13 protein-coding genes are annotated in these 14979 nt (G+C 68.9%); 4 read left to right on the top strand and 9 right to left on the bottom strand.

Annotation, left to right across the window (positions count from 1 at the left end; translation table 11 throughout):
- Nucleotides 1-31: 31 nt before the first annotated feature.
- From AB0M79_RS27785 to AB0M79_RS27775, 3 genes are all read right to left on the bottom strand, one after another.
- The gene (locus AB0M79_RS27785) at nucleotides 32-1393 is read right to left on the bottom strand and encodes a M20/M25/M40 family metallo-hydrolase (protein ID WP_364218888.1); all 1362 of its coding nucleotides are present in this window, start codon (nucleotides 1391-1393) and stop codon (nucleotides 32-34) included.
- An 827-nt stretch (nucleotides 1394-2220) separates the two neighbouring features.
- Nucleotides 2221-2439, bottom strand: coding sequence for a transposase (locus tag AB0M79_RS27780; protein WP_364218886.1), 219 nt, complete (start codon nucleotides 2437-2439; stop codon nucleotides 2221-2223).
- Nucleotides 2440-2694: 255 nt separating this feature from the next.
- A complete protein-coding gene (locus AB0M79_RS27775; protein ID WP_364219013.1) occupies nucleotides 2695-3504 on the bottom strand; it encodes an SDR family oxidoreductase in 810 nt (269 codons plus the stop codon).
- 677 nt (nucleotides 3505-4181) lie between these two features.
- Between AB0M79_RS27775 and AB0M79_RS27770 the strand changes: the two genes are divergently transcribed.
- Nucleotides 4182-5126, top strand: coding sequence for a replication-relaxation family protein (locus AB0M79_RS27770; protein ID WP_364218884.1), 945 nt, complete (start codon nucleotides 4182-4184; stop codon nucleotides 5124-5126).
- Between the two features lie 484 nt (nucleotides 5127-5610).
- Here AB0M79_RS27770 and AB0M79_RS27765 read toward each other — a convergent pair whose 3' ends face one another.
- Genes AB0M79_RS27765 through AB0M79_RS27745 form a run of 5 tightly spaced genes read right to left on the bottom strand, consistent with a single transcriptional unit; the run spans nucleotide 5611 to nucleotide 10504 of the window.
- Entirely contained in the window at nucleotides 5611-6126 is a 516-nt protein-coding gene (locus tag AB0M79_RS27765) for a MauE/DoxX family redox-associated membrane protein (RefSeq protein WP_364218882.1), read from the bottom strand.
- Complete coding sequence (gene lepB / locus AB0M79_RS27760) at nucleotides 6123-6524, bottom strand: signal peptidase I (RefSeq protein WP_364218880.1); 402 nt, start codon at nucleotides 6522-6524, stop codon at nucleotides 6123-6125. Before lepB ends, AB0M79_RS27765 begins: the two co-directional genes overlap by 4 nt.
- On the bottom strand, nucleotides 6521-8323 hold the full coding sequence (locus tag AB0M79_RS27755) for an ABC transporter ATP-binding protein (RefSeq protein WP_364218878.1): 1803 nt from the start codon (nucleotides 8321-8323) through the stop codon (nucleotides 6521-6523). The genes lepB and AB0M79_RS27755 overlap by 4 nt, the downstream gene beginning before the upstream one ends.
- Entirely contained in the window at nucleotides 8320-8826 is a 507-nt protein-coding gene (locus AB0M79_RS27750; RefSeq protein ID WP_364218876.1) for a hypothetical protein, read from the bottom strand. The genes AB0M79_RS27755 and AB0M79_RS27750 overlap by 4 nt, the downstream gene beginning before the upstream one ends.
- Nucleotides 8827-8884: 58 nt before the next feature.
- A complete protein-coding gene (locus tag AB0M79_RS27745; RefSeq protein ID WP_364218874.1) occupies nucleotides 8885-10504 on the bottom strand; it encodes an NB-ARC domain-containing protein in 1620 nt (539 codons plus the stop codon).
- A gap of 136 nt (nucleotides 10505-10640) precedes the next feature.
- On the opposite strand from AB0M79_RS27745, the gene AB0M79_RS27740 reads away from it, so the two are divergent.
- From AB0M79_RS27740 to AB0M79_RS27730, 3 genes are all read left to right on the top strand, one after another.
- Nucleotides 10641-10838: a hypothetical protein gene (locus AB0M79_RS27740; protein WP_364218872.1), complete on the top strand. Its 198-nt coding sequence runs from the start codon at nucleotides 10641-10643 to the stop codon at nucleotides 10836-10838.
- Nucleotides 10839-11947: 1109 nt separating this feature from the next.
- Nucleotides 11948-12172, top strand: a complete 225-nt coding sequence (locus AB0M79_RS27735; RefSeq protein WP_364218870.1) for a hypothetical protein — start codon at nucleotides 11948-11950, stop codon at nucleotides 12170-12172.
- Nucleotides 12173-12278: 106 nt separating this feature from the next.
- Nucleotides 12279-14075, top strand: coding sequence for a carbohydrate binding domain-containing protein (locus AB0M79_RS27730; protein ID WP_364218868.1), 1797 nt, complete (start codon nucleotides 12279-12281; stop codon nucleotides 14073-14075).
- A gap of 164 nt (nucleotides 14076-14239) precedes the next feature.
- Here the strand turns inward: AB0M79_RS27730 and AB0M79_RS27725 are convergent, their stop codons facing one another.
- A complete protein-coding gene (locus tag AB0M79_RS27725; RefSeq protein WP_364218866.1) occupies nucleotides 14240-14806 on the bottom strand; it encodes a helix-turn-helix domain-containing protein in 567 nt (188 codons plus the stop codon).
- Between the last annotated feature and the right edge of the window lie 173 nt (nucleotides 14807-14979).

Genomic DNA, 14979 nt, shown 5'->3' with positions numbered 1-14979 from the left:
CGGGCGGGCTCACCGGCCACCCGACCGGAGGTCAGCCCCGGGCCGTCGCGAAGGTGGCGGCGCCGATCAGCTCCAGCGACACCTGGAGACGCTCCAGGCTGATGTTCTTCTCGATGGTGTCCTCCGGGCTGTGGTACGGCGGCTCCAGCAGCGCCGGGGACTCCTCGCCCCGCCAGGAGAAGTTGGCGCTGGCGATGCCGACCTCCTGGAACGACTGGTGGTCGCTGGAACCACGCTGCGTGACCGGGGAGATCCGCGGCTCGTACCCGAGTCGGGTGGCCGCCGCCGCGACCTCGTTGGTGGCCCGGTTCGCCTCGCCGGTGAAGGACAGCAGCCAGTACTTCGTGGCCGGGTCCCAACTCGTGGCGACCATGTCGTTGTTGTAGACCGCGAGGAAGCGGTCCCGCTCAGCCTGCGGAAGCTGCCGGACGTAGTACCGGGAGCCGATCAGGCCCTGCTCCTCGGAGCCCCACAGGGCGAACCGGATGGTCGCCTCCAGTGGTGTGTTCTTCAGCACCCGGGCCAGCTCCAGGGCGAGCACCGTGCCGGAGCCGTCGTCGTTGGCCCCGGGGGCGCCGATGACGGTGTCGTAGTGGGCGCAGACCATGACGATGGGGCCGTCCGCGCCGAGGGAACCGACCCGCTCGCCGATCACGTTGTTCGAGATCAGGTTGCGGTGCGCCGTGGTCTTGATGACCAGGACGAGCCGCTGCGCGGCGGCCAGTTCACGCAGCCGGTGCTTCTGCGCCTGCGCGACGCCGACGACCGGGATCGGTACCGGGTTGCTGGCCGAGCCGGGCAGGGTGGGGGAGAAGGCCGAGGCCATCCGGGGTGCCACCGCGTCGGCCGGGAGGAAGATCACGGCCGCCGCGCCCTTCGCCAGGGCGGTGGCGACGAGTTGCTCACGCTGGGCGGCGACGTAGTCGACGAGGACGATCCGGCCGGTCGAGTTCGCCGGGTAGTTCTCCGGTGCGCCGGCGCCGACGTCGATCACCTGGCCGCGAACCTTGGTGTCCAGCGCACCGTGCGCGGAGGCCCCGGCCTGCCAGCAGAGGTCCCAGGGCAGGCGGGTCGGCGAGCTGAGGTCGGCGAGGAACTTGTCCGCCACCGGGAACGGCTGCAACGTCGTGTCGTAGCCCATCCGGTCGAGGGTGCGGGCGATGAAGTCGGCGGCCCGCCGCTCCGATGCCGTGCCACCGATGCGGGGGCCGATCTTCTCGGTGAGGGTGAAGAGGTCGTTGAGGGCCCGCTTCGCCGAGGCCTGCCGGACGATCTTCTTGTCGTCCAGGGTGAGCTGGGGCATCCGGAGAGCACCCGGGCGCAGGTCGTCCGCGGCCCAGGCGGGGACCGGCAGGGCGACGGTGGCGGCACCGCCGAGCGCCACGGCCAGCATCCGGCGGCGGTTCAGGGGGGAGCGGGAAGAGGGGGTGACGTGACCGTCCGGTGTAGTCAAAGGGTCCTCCTGGGTCGGGGCTGGACCCGGGGCCGTTTTGCGGTGGCCCGGGTCACATGCGACAGAACTTATCTGTCCGTTCATCTCTTCTCAAGATCGCGTAGCGGTTTCTCCGCAGGTCAGATCGTTATACGGCGGTAAAGTGACGGTTTGTGGACCGGGATTGCCGGCCTCGGCAAGGATCGTCGCGGTCAGGTCCTAGTAGCTGATCGCCGACCAGCCCGAACGGTCGATGACTGATTCATCCGTGCTGGTCCGGTATTGTCCGGTGTGCTCGCCGGGTGGTGGAACTCCAGCGGCGGGTCTGTGAAGCCAACGGCGACGTCTCTGCTGCCGACGCCTTGACACAGCGAGGTGCCCCGCCACGATGGCCGACCGAGTCCGGCAGGCCCACGCCTTCTTCCGCACGTAGGCCTCGTCCGCGTGCGGCTTGTCGGCCGCTGTCGAGGGCGGATTCGTCGGCCGTGGATCGGGGTGATGGAATCCAGTGGTGGTGGGGGAGCAGGTGGGCGTCGGGGACGTTCGCCGCCGAGATCAGTACGGTCAGCGGGACGCCCTTGCGTTCACGCAGACGTGGATCTTCGAGCCTGGCTTGCCGCAGTCGACCGGGTTTGGTGCTGTTTCGTCGCCCTCTTTGCGCGCGGACGCTGATCGAGTCGACGACCATCCTGGACCAGTCGATCTCGCTGACGATGCTCAGGCGGTGCGGGAACCGCTGGTGCAGCCGTATCCACAGCCCGTCCTTGGTCCATTCGGTGAACCGGCGGTCACGGTGAACGGCTGACGCCGAAGAGGACCGCCGGCAGTTTGGGCCAGGAGCAGCCGGACTGGACCAGGTAGACGATCGTGGCCAGGACCGCCCGGTCATCAGCCCGCCGCTTCCCACCGTCCTGCGGCCATGGCGGCGGGACCGGGATCAACGGCTGAGCTTCTTGCCAGAAGTCGTCCGGGACCCAGGCCCGCACCATGTCGCCCACATCGACCATCACGCAAAAGGATGGCAAGCCAGGGCCAGCTCATCACCATCTGTGATGAGCTTCAAGGGAGGGGGCGGGGCAAGCACGAGGCGCACTCCCTACCCAGCCGGGATCGACGGCTGTAGGCCGCGCTGCCGCCATGGCGAACGTGAAACCGTCAGATACGGGTGAATCGCGAGGCGGACGCTTCGTCGCGGGCCGACAGATCGGGGATCTGCAACGTCAACCATCTCGATGCGAACCGGTGACGCCGCCTCCACATGTTCAGCGGGCGAGGACTCGGCCGCCGAACAGGGCCAGGGTCTCGCCGGTGACGTAGCTGCTGTCCGCGTTGCTGGCGAAGAAGAGGAAGGCGGGGGCGATCTCCTCGGGCTGTGCGGGCCGGCCCAGCGGTACGCCGTCGATCTGGTCACCGTACCCGGCCATCTGCTCTGGAGTACGGCTGGAGGCGTTCAACGGCGTCCATACCGGTCCGGGCGCCACACAGTTCACCCGGATGCCCCGTGCGATCAGTTCCGTTGCCAGCGACTTGGTGAAGGTGTGGATCGCTCCGTTGGTTTCCGCGTATCCGATGAGCGACGGGTTTCCCTCGAAACCGGCGACCGAGCCGCAGTTGATGATGCACCCACCCGCCGGCAGGTGTCCCAGTGCCGCGCGGGCCATGTAGAAGTAGCCCGACACATTTGTGCGGAACAGTTCGTCGAGAGCGTCGTCCGAGACGTCCGCCAGCGACGAGTGCTGGAACATGATGGCGGCGTTGTTCACGAGGATGTCCAGCCGGCCGAACTCCGCCACGGTGCGCTCCACCGCGTCGTCGCAGAACGAGGAGTCCTTCACGTCTCCGGTGAATACCAGGCAACGTCGCCCCTCTTGCTGAACCAGTGCACGAACGTGGTCGGCGTCTTCTTGCTCGGCGGGCAGGCAGACGATGGCCACGTCTGCCCCTTCTCGTGCGAAGAGGACCGCGACGGCGGCGCCGATACCACTGTCTCCGCCGGTGATCAGCGCGGTGCAGTCATTGAGCTTCCCGGAGCCGGGCAGCGCGGTCGCCTGGTTGCGTGGGCGAGGATCCATCCTGGCGTCCAGTCCCGGCCTCGACTGGGACTGTCCGCGAAAGGGTGGCGCGGGCTGCTCGACAACTCTGCTCAACATGATGCCCCCCGTCGTTGCGGGGCGGATCCCCCTTGCCACACCGTTCAAACATGAACTCGCCGGGGTCAGGTTCTGAAAGAACGGCGACCCGAGTCGGTCCTCAGCCCACCGCTAGGGCAAAAGATCGTAACGAGATCGTGGGGGGGCCGCGGGCCACAGCGCGACCCTGACCGGCGGCGGCAGGTTCTGGCCTGGGTGCCCGATTTGTTCGTGAGTCGTTCGGCGGTGTAGGTCAACGGTAGGCTCAGACATCAGCGATCTCCCGGACTGGGCGGATACGTGGCACCCCTGCGGGCCCACGCATTGACGGCCTTCATCCGCGCACGTCACCCCAACGCGTTGCCCCACCAGCGTCAGCCCGGCCCCGCGCGGCCACCGCCACAGCAGCCTGCGCTCGCCAACCACCAACCGGAGTGACGGCACAGATCGACCTACCCCGGTGAACCCGCCCGTTGGTGCGCCTCAACCGGACAGTTGGCCTCCCGCGCCACCGGCGGCTGACACCGGTCGGGAGCGTCGATACAAGACGTCAGCACCAGTTGGGTAACCGCCCGACCACGGCCGCCACATTGCGGTCGCCAGTTGGGCCATGGGTAGACATGAAGGACACCTACCCGGGACGGGAACCACACCCGCCCACGACGCAGCCACCGCACCCCGCCGACCCCCGGCCGGCCACCGGACCCGCCGAGCCGCCCACACCGCCCCAGATCTCGGCCAAGCCCACAGCCGGCACCGCCGACGCCCTGCCTGGTGACCCGCCCGTGCCGGTCACCATCTGGCACGTCACCGATCTTCACAACCGCGGCGCCCACCACACCGACACGATCACCGCCGAAACCGCGCGGCCGGTCGTCGCGTACTACACCAGCGGCCCCGGCGACGCGATCGTCAGCCTCGGCCACGAGCCCGCCCTCGCCGGAGCGGCCGGCGCCGCCGGCTGCACCTACGTCGCCGTCAACTCGCCCGCCGACCTCGCCGACCTCGACCACGTCGCAGGCACCGTCCGACTCCTCGTCCTGCGCTGGCCGCCGCAGCACCGCCAGCTCCCACCCGCAAAGACCGCCACCGCGGAACTGACCGACCTGTTCGCCGCCTGCCGGCTGCTGCTGGCCCACAACGGCTACACCATCGTCGCCGTCATACCCGGTGACGCCGCCACCGACTACACCGCGCACGTCCGACTCGTCGTCCCGGCAGCCCGCCGAGCCGGCCTCGGCTGGCTGCGACACATCGTCGCGGTGACACCGGCCGCAGCCACACAGCCCGCCGCTTGCGCCTTCTACGAGACGACCACGCCGGCAGGTGTCGACCTACTGGTGTTCAGCATCGGCGACAACCCACGCGGCGAGCGACCACCCACCGCCAAAGCCGTACGAGACCGCCAGGACGCCACCGCCGCCAGCCCCCACCTGCACCACACCACCGGCACCAACCAGTTCTTCGTCGACCTCATCGTCCACTCCCGCACCCACGCCGGCTGCAGTTGGCGGCGAGGCAAGCTCCCGCAGTTGCGATCGCGCAGGCGGCGCCGGCCTGGGTGATCCAATCGGCCGAGTCTATCGAGGCACCTCACCAAAGCCCACCGCCCGACGAGTCATATTCAGCGGGAAGGAATCGGTCAGGGATGCCCTCGGCGAAGAATGACCCGACATTGAGAACTCAATGCAGTCGGAGCACCTCGCCGGCAACCGTGCCGCGATCAGCACGACCGCCATTGACGCCAGCGAAGGTGAGGTTTCCCGATGACGCGGAAGACCCTACCAGTCTCACAGTCATACGAGTCACCGACGAAGCCGACCGCGAGCAGGAGGCCGTTGTCCAGTACGCGTTCGGTGAACCGAAGTGATGTGTAGTTGGCGGATTCTGCGGGTTGTCACAACCCCGGGCGGCTGAGAGCGGCCCAAGGATGATCGGCCGGAGCCTCTTCTGCGCCGGATGAGCGGGCCGGCCACAGGCCACTCCGGCCGAGGCACGCGGGAAACATCCGGCAACGTGTCGGTCTGGAAAGAACGTCCGCCGAATGGCTCACAGCAACGTGATGATGTCATCCAGCATGACGACCAGACCGCCGACCACGGCGGCGGTCACCCCAACCGTCACGGCAAGTCCCGGCTCGACAGGCGTGCCAGACAGCGAGGCGAGAAGCCCGACGAGGGCCACGGCGACCAGCGCGATGTTGCGGCCGACGTGACGAGCGCCCAACGGCGTCTCGGAGCGACCGAAGCACCGGCACGGTTTGCGGTTGCCTCGGGCCAGCATTGTCGCGATGCCGGTGGTGAACGCGGCCAGCAGGGCTGCGGCCAACCCGAACCCAAGTACACCCGCCGTCCGGGCCGGCGCGGCTATGGCGAGCACGATTGTGAGTTCGGCGACCACCACGGCGGTAGCCGCCGGACGGGCCAGAGCTGGTGGCAGTACGCCCATTCCCCGTATCGACCGCACAAAGTCGGCGAACGCGTTTGGTCCCCGTAGCTTGCCGGCCACCGCGACGGCGAACACTACGCCGATCAGGACCCGGCAACCGACGGCCAGGTATGTCATGTCCGCCTCCTGGCCAGCGACCGGACGGCCACGCCGACCAGGCATGCGCCGTCGTAGTAGCCGTGCTGCCGCGAGTCGATACTCCTGCCGCAGTTGTCGCCGAGCAGTAGCAGGCGTCCCGGCGGTACCCGTTCCTCGACGTCGAGGGGCAGACCGGGCGGTACGCGGTCGCCGGGTACCGCCGCCACACGCTTGATGATCAGTCCGGGATCGGCATCGAACACCACGATCTGTCCGGCCCTGATCCGGCTCGCGGAGGTGCGCCGGACCAGAATGCGGTCGCCAGGGTGCATCGTCGGCTGCATGCTCGGTCCGGTGACGGTGACCACGAGCCAGCTCAGCCGCAGCCAGCCGAGTCCGCCGGCCAAAACGGCCGCGCCGAGGAATGCCAGAATCACGCTGGCGCCTCCTCTCGGTACCCCGACGCTTGCAAGGTGAACAGGCGCGCATAGAGCTCGCCGCGTCCGATCAGCGCCGTGTGGTCGCCTAGTTCCGCAATCACGCCCTCGGCCAGCACCACGATCAGATCAGCATCACGGACGGCTGCGAGCCGGTGCGAGATGAGCAGGCTGGTGCGGTCGCCCCGGTGTTGCCTGATACGGCCGTGCAGTTCGTACTCGGCCTCCGCGTCAAGCCCAGCGCTGGGCTCATCCAGGATCATCAGGTCCCGCCGGTCTCGGAGGAACGCCCGGGCAAGGGCGAGCCGCTGCCACTGTCCACCGGACAGCAGTACGCCGGTCTCCGGATCCGCCTTGTCCGCCTGGCTGAAGAACATCCGGGTCAGCAGCGTGTCGTACCCGCGCGGCAGGCCCTCCAGCACGTCGTGGATACCGGCGAGCCGAGCCGCACCGACCAGGCGCTCCTCGTCGGCGAGGGCAGACAGATCGCCGACCGCGATGTTCTCGCGTGCGGTCAGGTCGTAGTTGACATAGTCCTGGAACACGGCGCCGAGCCGGGCCCGCAGATCGGCGGGGCGGAAGTCCCTGATGTCGACGCCGTCCCAGTAGATGGCTCCGGCGGTCGGATCGTAGAACCGGCACAGCAGCTTTACCAGCGTGCTCTTTCCCGCGCCGTTCAGTCCGACCAGCGCCACCGCCTTCCCATGCGGGATGCGGAGGTTGACACCGCGTAAGACCCAGGGATGGTCGTCGCTGTACCGGAACCACACGTCACGCAGTTCGATGCCTTCGCGTAACCCGGGCACGTTCCGAGCGCCCGCCGGTTCGGGGAGATCGGGTGGCGCGGTGACCACTTCGAGGTAGTGGGAGAAGAGGAGCAACTGGTGGTGAATGCTGGCGTACTGGCTGACCGTCCCGGACAGTCCGGACTGGACACCGGCCACCGCTGCAACGAACATCGACAGGTCGCCGACGGTGAGGCCGCCGGAGCGGGCCGCCAGTAAGGCCCAGACCAGGCCGCCGCCGGCGACAAGCGCCGCCGTGCCGGACAGGACACTCTGGGTGCGGGCATCCCGCCGATCGAGGACCCGTTTCGCCTGGTCGACGGACCGGCGCTCGGCGAGCATGCGGTCGCGTAGCCAACTGCCGAACCCGAACAGCCGGATCTCCTTTGCCGCCTGGACGCCGCCGAGCAGTTGCGCGTAGAAGGTCTCGCGCCGCTCGGCCGGGCCGACCCGCCACATCAGGTCGGCGCGCTGACGGGCCAGGGCCACTTCGGCGACGAGCGTCGGTACCGCGGCGAGCAGCACGATGACGATCATTACCGGGCTGAGGAAGACGAGCGAACCGACGAAGCCAGCGACGATGAGCAGGCTCCGCACCGCCTGCTGGGTGTCATCGACCAGTTGGGAGGACATCCCCGTGGCCTGTTGCGCCAGCCGCAGCCGGTCCTGGAACGCCGGATTCTCGAACCGGGCTAGTCCGGCGAAGCGACCCACTGCCGTGAAGAGCCGGGCGAGACTGTGCGCACCGACCGTACGTCCGAGGCTCACCCGCAGGTAGTCGTTCCAGTGCGGGATCAGCGCGGCGGTTACGCCGGTCACGACGAGCGCAGCCGCAAGGCCGAGCAGCATGCGCAACGACGCGCCGGAGACCAGCTCGTCGATGGCCAGCTTCGTCAGCCACGCGATCACCACCGGAGTGAGCCCGGCCACCAGCGCCAGGACGAGGTACGAGCAGGCCGCCAGCGGGGCCGCCTGCCAGACCAGGGCGACCACGTACCTGAAGGTCCTGATCATGCTGGAATCCGGGCCGCCCGGTCATTGAGGTCAGCAGCGCGGCCCGCGACCAAGACAATGATGCCGTCGCGCAGGACGCAGTAGCCGGGGTATCCCTTGACCTGGAAGGCGGTCTGCAGGGCGCCGTCGGGGGTGTCCTCGACGACCACCCGGGCGACCTCGCCCAACTCGCGAACCAGCTCTGCGGAGTTGTTGGCCGGATCGAAGACAACGGCCAGCACCCGCTCCCGCGTGCGGGCGTGCTCGATGAACGCGGGAAGCTGCTGCTCACACGGGCCGCAGCCGGGAGTGAAGAAGCCGACCAGCGTCTCGCCGTCCCATCCGGCGTCGGCGCCCAGGACGGTGGTACCGACCGGGGCCATCGGGGGGCCTGGCATGGCACCGCCCGGCTCCGGCAGTGACCCGATGCCTTGTCGCAGCCGCCGGATCACTCCGAACGTCAACAGCAGGTTGAGCACGCACAGCGCGCCGACCAGGACAACTGCGGATGTCAGAACGTTCATGCCTTCTCCTTGGGGCATCAGCTTTGCGTGGACACTCGTTCGCACACTGTGGCCCTGGCTAACGGTGCGGTGAGCTACCTTGGACGATCTCGGACACCGTGCGTACGGCACCAATCGCGCATTGGTACTGCCAAAGAGCTGTGGCCAGGTCACGGGCGAGTCCCAGTCGGCCGCAGTCGGCGGCATGGGCCGTCATGAGCAGCAGGTTGGCATGCTCATCCGCCATCCAGCGCCACGCGCCGGCCCCGGCGTCCGGTACCGGGCGCAGGGCCACCCCGCGCCGTGACGGGTGGCCTTTCTCGCCGCCGCCACCAAGACGGGAGACCGCCACGGCGGCGGCCCGGCGGTAGTAGTCGAACAACCTGTTCGTCGCCGCACGGACCTGGCTGCCGCGTTCCTCCAGGGCGAGAAGTTCCACGGCGTAGCCCCGCACCAACTCGTGAAGGGAGTGCCGGCCGACGCTTGGCTGCCGCACCAGGTGCGCGTCCACCAGGGCGCGCAGGTGCCGGCGGGTGGTCTCGACGTCCGTATCCGCGAGGGCAGCGACCGCATGGCAGCCGATGTCGTTGGCCGGGTGCAGGGCCAGCAGGCGCAGCACGCGCCGCGTCTCGGTCGGCAGGCTGCGGCAGGACACCGAAAGGGCCGATCGGATGCCGCCCGCCAGCGCCAGCGCGACCGGCCGGGCGCAGTCGGCCGCCGACCAGTCCGGGTGCTGCCGCAGGTGCCCACCGACGATCGACAACGCCAGCGGATGCTGCCCGACCTGAGCGGCGATCCGCCACGCGGCGGTGATGTCGGCGTCGACCCGCGCGGCGCCCGCGGCACAGCGGAGCAGGTCGAGAGACTCGGCGGAATCGAGCGCAGTCAGGTGAAGCTGAGCGGCGTCCCGTAGGCCGGTCAGCCGTAGCCGGCTTGTGATGATGACGATGTGGTACGGGCTGTCCGGTACCAGCGCTGCGACGGTCTCCTCGTCGGCGGCGTTGTCAAGAATGACCAAGGCGGGGATGTCGCGGACCAGCGCCCGGTACGCCTCGACCCGGGCGGCAAGGTCACGCGGGATCTGGTCGTGCCGCAGGCCGAGATGTCGCAGGAACCCACCCAGTACGGCCGAAAGGCAGGCCGGAGGCGCTTTCACGTCAAACCCTCGCAGGTCGGCGACCAACTGGACGAGTCCGTCGGACCTGCTGCCCACAAGGCGGTGCGCCGCATGCGTGGCCAACCAGGTCTTGCCGACACCCGGCATGCCATGGATCAGCACCGTGCCGCCAGCGCCGGCCAAGTCGTCAAGATGTCGCAGTTCGGCGTGACGCCCGACGAACCCCTCCGGGGCGGTGGGCAGGTCGCACCGGGCGTCGACGAACGCTGCGGCCGTCGCGTCGCCACGGATCGCGCGCAGAGTGTGGCGCCACCGTTCGGCGTACTCATAATCGGTGCGCAGCGCTAGGACGATCGCGACCAGCAGTTCCTCATCCAGCCGGCTACGCCCGAACGCAAAGTAGCCGGCGACCGTGCTTTTCCTCGTCAACTCGCTGTGGGGCCTGCCTGCCCGCTGCCAGCGATCGTTCACGACACGGGTGATCGCCGCGTACGACATGTCGTGCGACCACGCTTTGAGCAGCCGGAGTGCGGCGACCAGTTCGTCCAGGCTGCCCACCTGCTCAGGATCAGGCAAACGCATTTCGTTCTCCCCCGTTGCAATTGGACGGCCCCACGGTCACGGGCCCGTCCGAGATGGTCCGAGATCGACCAGCGGCATTGGTTGAGGCGGGATGGTTTTGGTGGCGTCTTGCCACTCGCGACTAGAAGGAGATCTCATGACCAGGATCGGAAGGCTGGCGGACCGGATGCTTTCGGCATTCGTCCCGCAGGCCACAGCAGCCGCCGCGTCCGCGGCGGCGTGCGTCACGTACCAGTACTGCCAGCAGTGTGGGTCCTCCTGGAAGATGTGCTGGTCGCAGTACTGTGACGGCGTCTACCGGAACGGCTTCTGCAACTCGTGCGGCTCCTGCTGACGAACCTGTCAGCACTCTGGCGTCCCGTCCGCCCGGGTGGGACGCCAGAGACGCCCTGTTGCGGCAGCACGAAGCCACGCCCCGATCCGGCGCCGCCGGCACAGAGCCATATGCCGACTTCGGTCGGACCGGGACACTGTCGCTGACCAGGGTCAGGTCCACCGCCCGCCAACCGCCGTCGCGCGAGCCGCGCCGGATGGCCGTACGCGGTGGAGGCGAACGTCTTGCCGTCAGGGGTGGCGACGGCGGTCGAGCTATCGGTATGCAGGCTGGGGACTCCACCGTTGCTGGCCTCGGCCAGCGCGGCACGTACGGCGTCGATGGTTGGCGAGGTCGCAGAAGCAGGACCGATCGGGGTGGGTCTGATCGGGTGCGGCGGTCGAGGGCACGGAGACCACAAGGGAAGCGGTCACACCAGCCACGGCGCTGATCGCGAGGAGTGTTCGGTTCATCGCGGGCCTTTCACTCGACGGCTGCGCTACGCGATGCCCTGGAATAGGTAAGCTGATCGAGGTTGTCCGGAGTGTTGTTGTCGATCACCGCATGGTGACGGTGGAACCATCGGCGATGGCGATGGCGATGCCCTCTCCAGCAGTTGGCGTCCCCGTGTTCTATGCACTCTTCCCCCTTTTACTCGGCATGGCTGCGCGGAGAGGATCAGATGAAGTCGGCGAAGGGCTCCCGTCGATACGGCGCCACGAGCCATACTTCAACGTAATCGGTTCTCTCGATCCGGATCCAGGGGACGGGGTGTACGGAACAGTTCGGAACACTCAGCGCAGTCTGCGATTGCCGTAGAAGATCGACATTCTGCTGAGCCGTGGGGCGGTGCAACCGACACTGGGGACGACCAGGTCCTCTCGACGCGAGGCGTCCCCGCTACCGGCACGTCACCTATTACGCCAGCCGCACGCCGTGTTCTGCGACCCCCGCAGCCTCCGGGCAACCTCCGGCACGGACAAATCTCGCCAAAACCAGTCTGCCGCACCGGGGCGGGCCTCATTTGGCGCCGTGGCCCTCACGCCGCTCTTTCCACCCATGGATTTCACTTTCCCTCCCCATGACCTCTCTCTGGATGACAGGGCGGGTCACGTGAGGTCGCGGGCTTCGTGCCCATGCAGGGCGATGGCCGCCACGCCGATCGGGTGTTCGAGCTGCCTGACGCGGGCGGGCACAAGATCCGGCTGGCGTTCGACTCCGGTGCTGTGGACGACATGCGCCAGCTCGACGGTGTGCTGGCCACCGATCGGGTCGAGGTGTGGTCGGGCGTGACCATCCCGAACGGAGTCTCGTTCGCCGGAGGGCGATGCTGTCCGCCGCCCGTTCGGCGCTGATCCGAACACTGTTCGGTGGCTGCGAACACTACGAACGCTCCTACGGTGAGCCGACCTCCACGGCGACGATCTGAACGTCGCCGATCCTGGACAGGAAAGGCTCTCGATGACCCGATCGATCGGCCCCTGGCACTCCACCGCCGGACGGCAACTCCGCCGTCTGCTCAGCGTCGTGCTCACGGTCGTACTCGCCAGCACCCTCCCGGCCCTCATCCGTTCCGTGCCGGCCGTCGCCGCATCCGGCAACCTCATCCTCAACGGCACGTTCGACAGCGGCAGCACCGAACCCTGGTGGACCCGGCTCGCCGCAACCAGCACGACCGTCAACGCCGGGCAACTACGCATCCGCACCGCCCACACGGTCGGCAGGCCCGTCTGGGACGACCTGGTCGGACACTTCGGGTTCGCAGTTACGGCCGGGCAGCCGTACCGGTTGCAGTTCGACGCCTCCGCGGACGCCAGCCGCAACGTGCGCGCCTCGGTCTCCCGGGTCGACACGCCCTTCACCTCCGCGGTCGACCAGACCGTCGCACTCGCCCCGACAATGCGTCGCTTCACCTTCGACTTCGTCTCCCCGTTCGGTGACCCGAAGGCGGTACTGCTTTTCCACTTCGGCGGGCAGGCGGCCTCGACGGTCCGGCTGGACAACATCTCGCTCACCCCGCTGGCCGCCGACGCGGTCAACGATCCGATCCTGTACTGGAACGATGTTCTGCTGGCCAGCTACCGGAGTCTGGCCCTGCCACCCACCGCCGCCGCGCGGGACGCGGCGATCCTGCACGCGGCCATGCACGACGCCGCCGTCTCGGTCACCGGCGTCGGCAACCCTTACCAGGTGCGGGTGCCGGTCAGCTATCCGGGCACCATGGACGACGTGGTGGCCCCGTCCCTGCACGCGGCCATCGACAAGGCGGCGTTCGACGTACTGGTCGCCCGGTACCCGCAGCGACAGGCGATCCTCGAGGCAGCCTTCGACACCGCCGCCGCTCGCCGGCCGTCCGGAGTGAACTCCGCGGAGGCCACGCGGGGTACGACGGTCGGTGCCGCAGCAGCCGCTGCCAACCTTCAGGCTCGCGCCAACGACGGCTCCAGCGACGACCGGCAGTACCAGCCTGACGGGCGGGACGGCGCGTGGCGACCGACCGACGGCAATGCGGCGGTCACCCCGAACTGGGGCCTGGTCACCCCGTTCGCGCTGACCTCCGGCCGGCAGTTCCGGCCCGGCCTGCCGGCCGGCGCCGTCGACTACCAGGACTTGCTCGGCAAGCAGGAGTACCGCGACCAGGTCCAGGAGGTGCGGGACTACGGCGGCCGGACGTCGTCGCTGCGTACCGCCGACCAGACACAGCTTGCGTACTTCTGGGCCAACGACGTGACGGGCACCTACAAGCCGCCGGGTCAGCTCTTCGCGCACACCCAGATCGTGGCGAAGCAAAGGAAACTTGGCATCCTGGCCAGCGCCCGGCTCTTCGGCCTGGTCGGCCTGGCCCTCGCCGACGCGGCCATCGCCGCCTGGGACGCCAAGTACCTGACCGCGATCGACCTGTGGCGACCCGAGTCCGCGATCGGCAACGGTTGGCAGCCGCTGTCGCAGCACGGGAACAGTGTCTCCTTCTCGCCCGCGTTCCCGGCCTACATCTCCGGACACGCCAGCTTCGCCGGCGCCTGGGCAGCGGTGATGAAGGCCTACTTCGGTACCAACGACATCGCCTTCGACGCGACCAGCGACGATCCGCATGCCGAGGGCGTCATCCGGCACATGAGTGGCTTCGACCAGGCTGCCCGGGAGAACGCGCTCAGCCGGATCTACCTGGGCGTGCACTACCGCTTCGACGCCGACGCCGGCCTCGCCACCGGCGGGTCCGTGGGTGCGTATGTCTACGCCAACCGGCTGCGACCGTGAGTTGTCCGCCGCTGTGAAGGGGCTCCCCGCCCGGTCCACCGACCGGGTGGGGAGCGGCCCCGCGTCACAGCGACGGTACGCGGCGCAGGTGGCCGAACCAGCCGTCCACCGGTATCCGCAGCTCGGCGGCGGCAGCCGCTCCCGCAGACCCGGCACAGGGGCCCCTACCTGCCCTGCCGCAGCACGAGCGGGCAACCGTCGGTCGTGACGACGTCCGGCCCGCTGGCGCCCGCCAGCAGCACCCCGTACGCGCCGCCCGCCAACGCGCCCGCCAGCGCGATCGCCGCCAGCCGCAGCCGCCGACGGCCCGGCCGGGTGGCGCGGTACGTCGTCGCCGGAGGCCGCGGCAGAATCGGTTCGACCGGGAGCCTCGCGCCGGGCAGGGCCGGGTCGGGGGACGCCGGGTCGGGGATCGTCGGCTCGCTGACCCGGCGCGCCCACTCTTTGACGCGTGCGTCGATGTCACGCCGCAGCCCGACCCACTGTTCGATGGCCGCTGCCGGCGTACCGCAGGCGGCCAGCAATGCCACGACGGTCCGTTCGCGGGGCAGGGTGGTCCGCCCCAGCATCGTGGCGAGGGTGCTCGGCGGCAGCCAGTGCCCGGCCGCCGAGGCGCGCCGGGAGATCTCCCGGTAGGTCAGGCCGGAACGTCGCCGTACGTCCCGGAGCAACCCGACGTACTCGCCCGCGGTGGCGGCCTGTGGCACCGAATTCTGGGCAGCGTCATCCATCGCATCTCCCCATGTTCGTTGATGTGATCGGGCCCGGACCGGCACCGGTCCGAGCCTGTCGGCCCTACGCCGGTCAGCGGCGGCCATCGAGAAAGACGCTAGGTAACCGCTCTGTCCAGGACAACGCCCTGCCCAGTGCGGTGCGGTGTCCGGGCAGCTCAGGGCAGCATGTC

The organism is Polymorphospora sp. NPDC051019 (genome assembly GCF_040683055.1).
Classification (GTDB): domain Bacteria; phylum Actinomycetota; class Actinomycetes; order Mycobacteriales; family Micromonosporaceae; genus Polymorphospora; species Polymorphospora lycopeni.
This window is presented reverse-complemented; position numbering and strand designations above follow the sequence as displayed.

Bases quoted from the DNA above. Each gene is read 5' to 3' on its own strand.
- AB0M79_RS27745 (WP_364218874.1), bottom strand. From the start codon at position 10,504: ATGCGTTTGCCTGATCCTGAGCAGGTGGGCAGCCTGGACGAACTGGTC.
- AB0M79_RS27770 (WP_364218884.1), top strand. From the start codon at position 4,182: ATGAAGGACACCTACCCGGGACGGGAACCACACCCGCCCACGACGCAG.
- AB0M79_RS27725 (WP_364218866.1), bottom strand. From the start codon at position 14,806: ATGGATGACGCTGCCCAGAATTCGGTGCCACAGGCCGCCACCGCGGGC.
- AB0M79_RS27780 (WP_364218886.1), bottom strand. From the start codon at position 2,439: ATGGTCGATGTGGGCGACATGGTGCGGGCCTGGGTCCCGGACGACTTC.
- AB0M79_RS27740 (WP_364218872.1), top strand. From the start codon at position 10,641: ATGACCAGGATCGGAAGGCTGGCGGACCGGATGCTTTCGGCATTCGTC.
- AB0M79_RS27785 (WP_364218888.1), bottom strand. From the start codon at position 1,393: ATGCTGGCCGTGGCGCTCGGCGGTGCCGCCACCGTCGCCCTGCCGGTC.
- AB0M79_RS27765 (WP_364218882.1), bottom strand. From the start codon at position 6,126: ATGACATACCTGGCCGTCGGTTGCCGGGTCCTGATCGGCGTAGTGTTC.
- AB0M79_RS27775 (WP_364219013.1), bottom strand. From the start codon at position 3,504: ATGGATCCTCGCCCACGCAACCAGGCGACCGCGCTGCCCGGCTCCGGG.
- AB0M79_RS27730 (WP_364218868.1), top strand. From the start codon at position 12,279: ATGACCCGATCGATCGGCCCCTGGCACTCCACCGCCGGACGGCAACTC.
- AB0M79_RS27755 (WP_364218878.1), bottom strand. From the start codon at position 8,323: ATGATCAGGACCTTCAGGTACGTGGTCGCCCTGGTCTGGCAGGCGGCC.
- AB0M79_RS27750 (WP_364218876.1), bottom strand. From the start codon at position 8,826: ATGAACGTTCTGACATCCGCAGTTGTCCTGGTCGGCGCGCTGTGCGTG.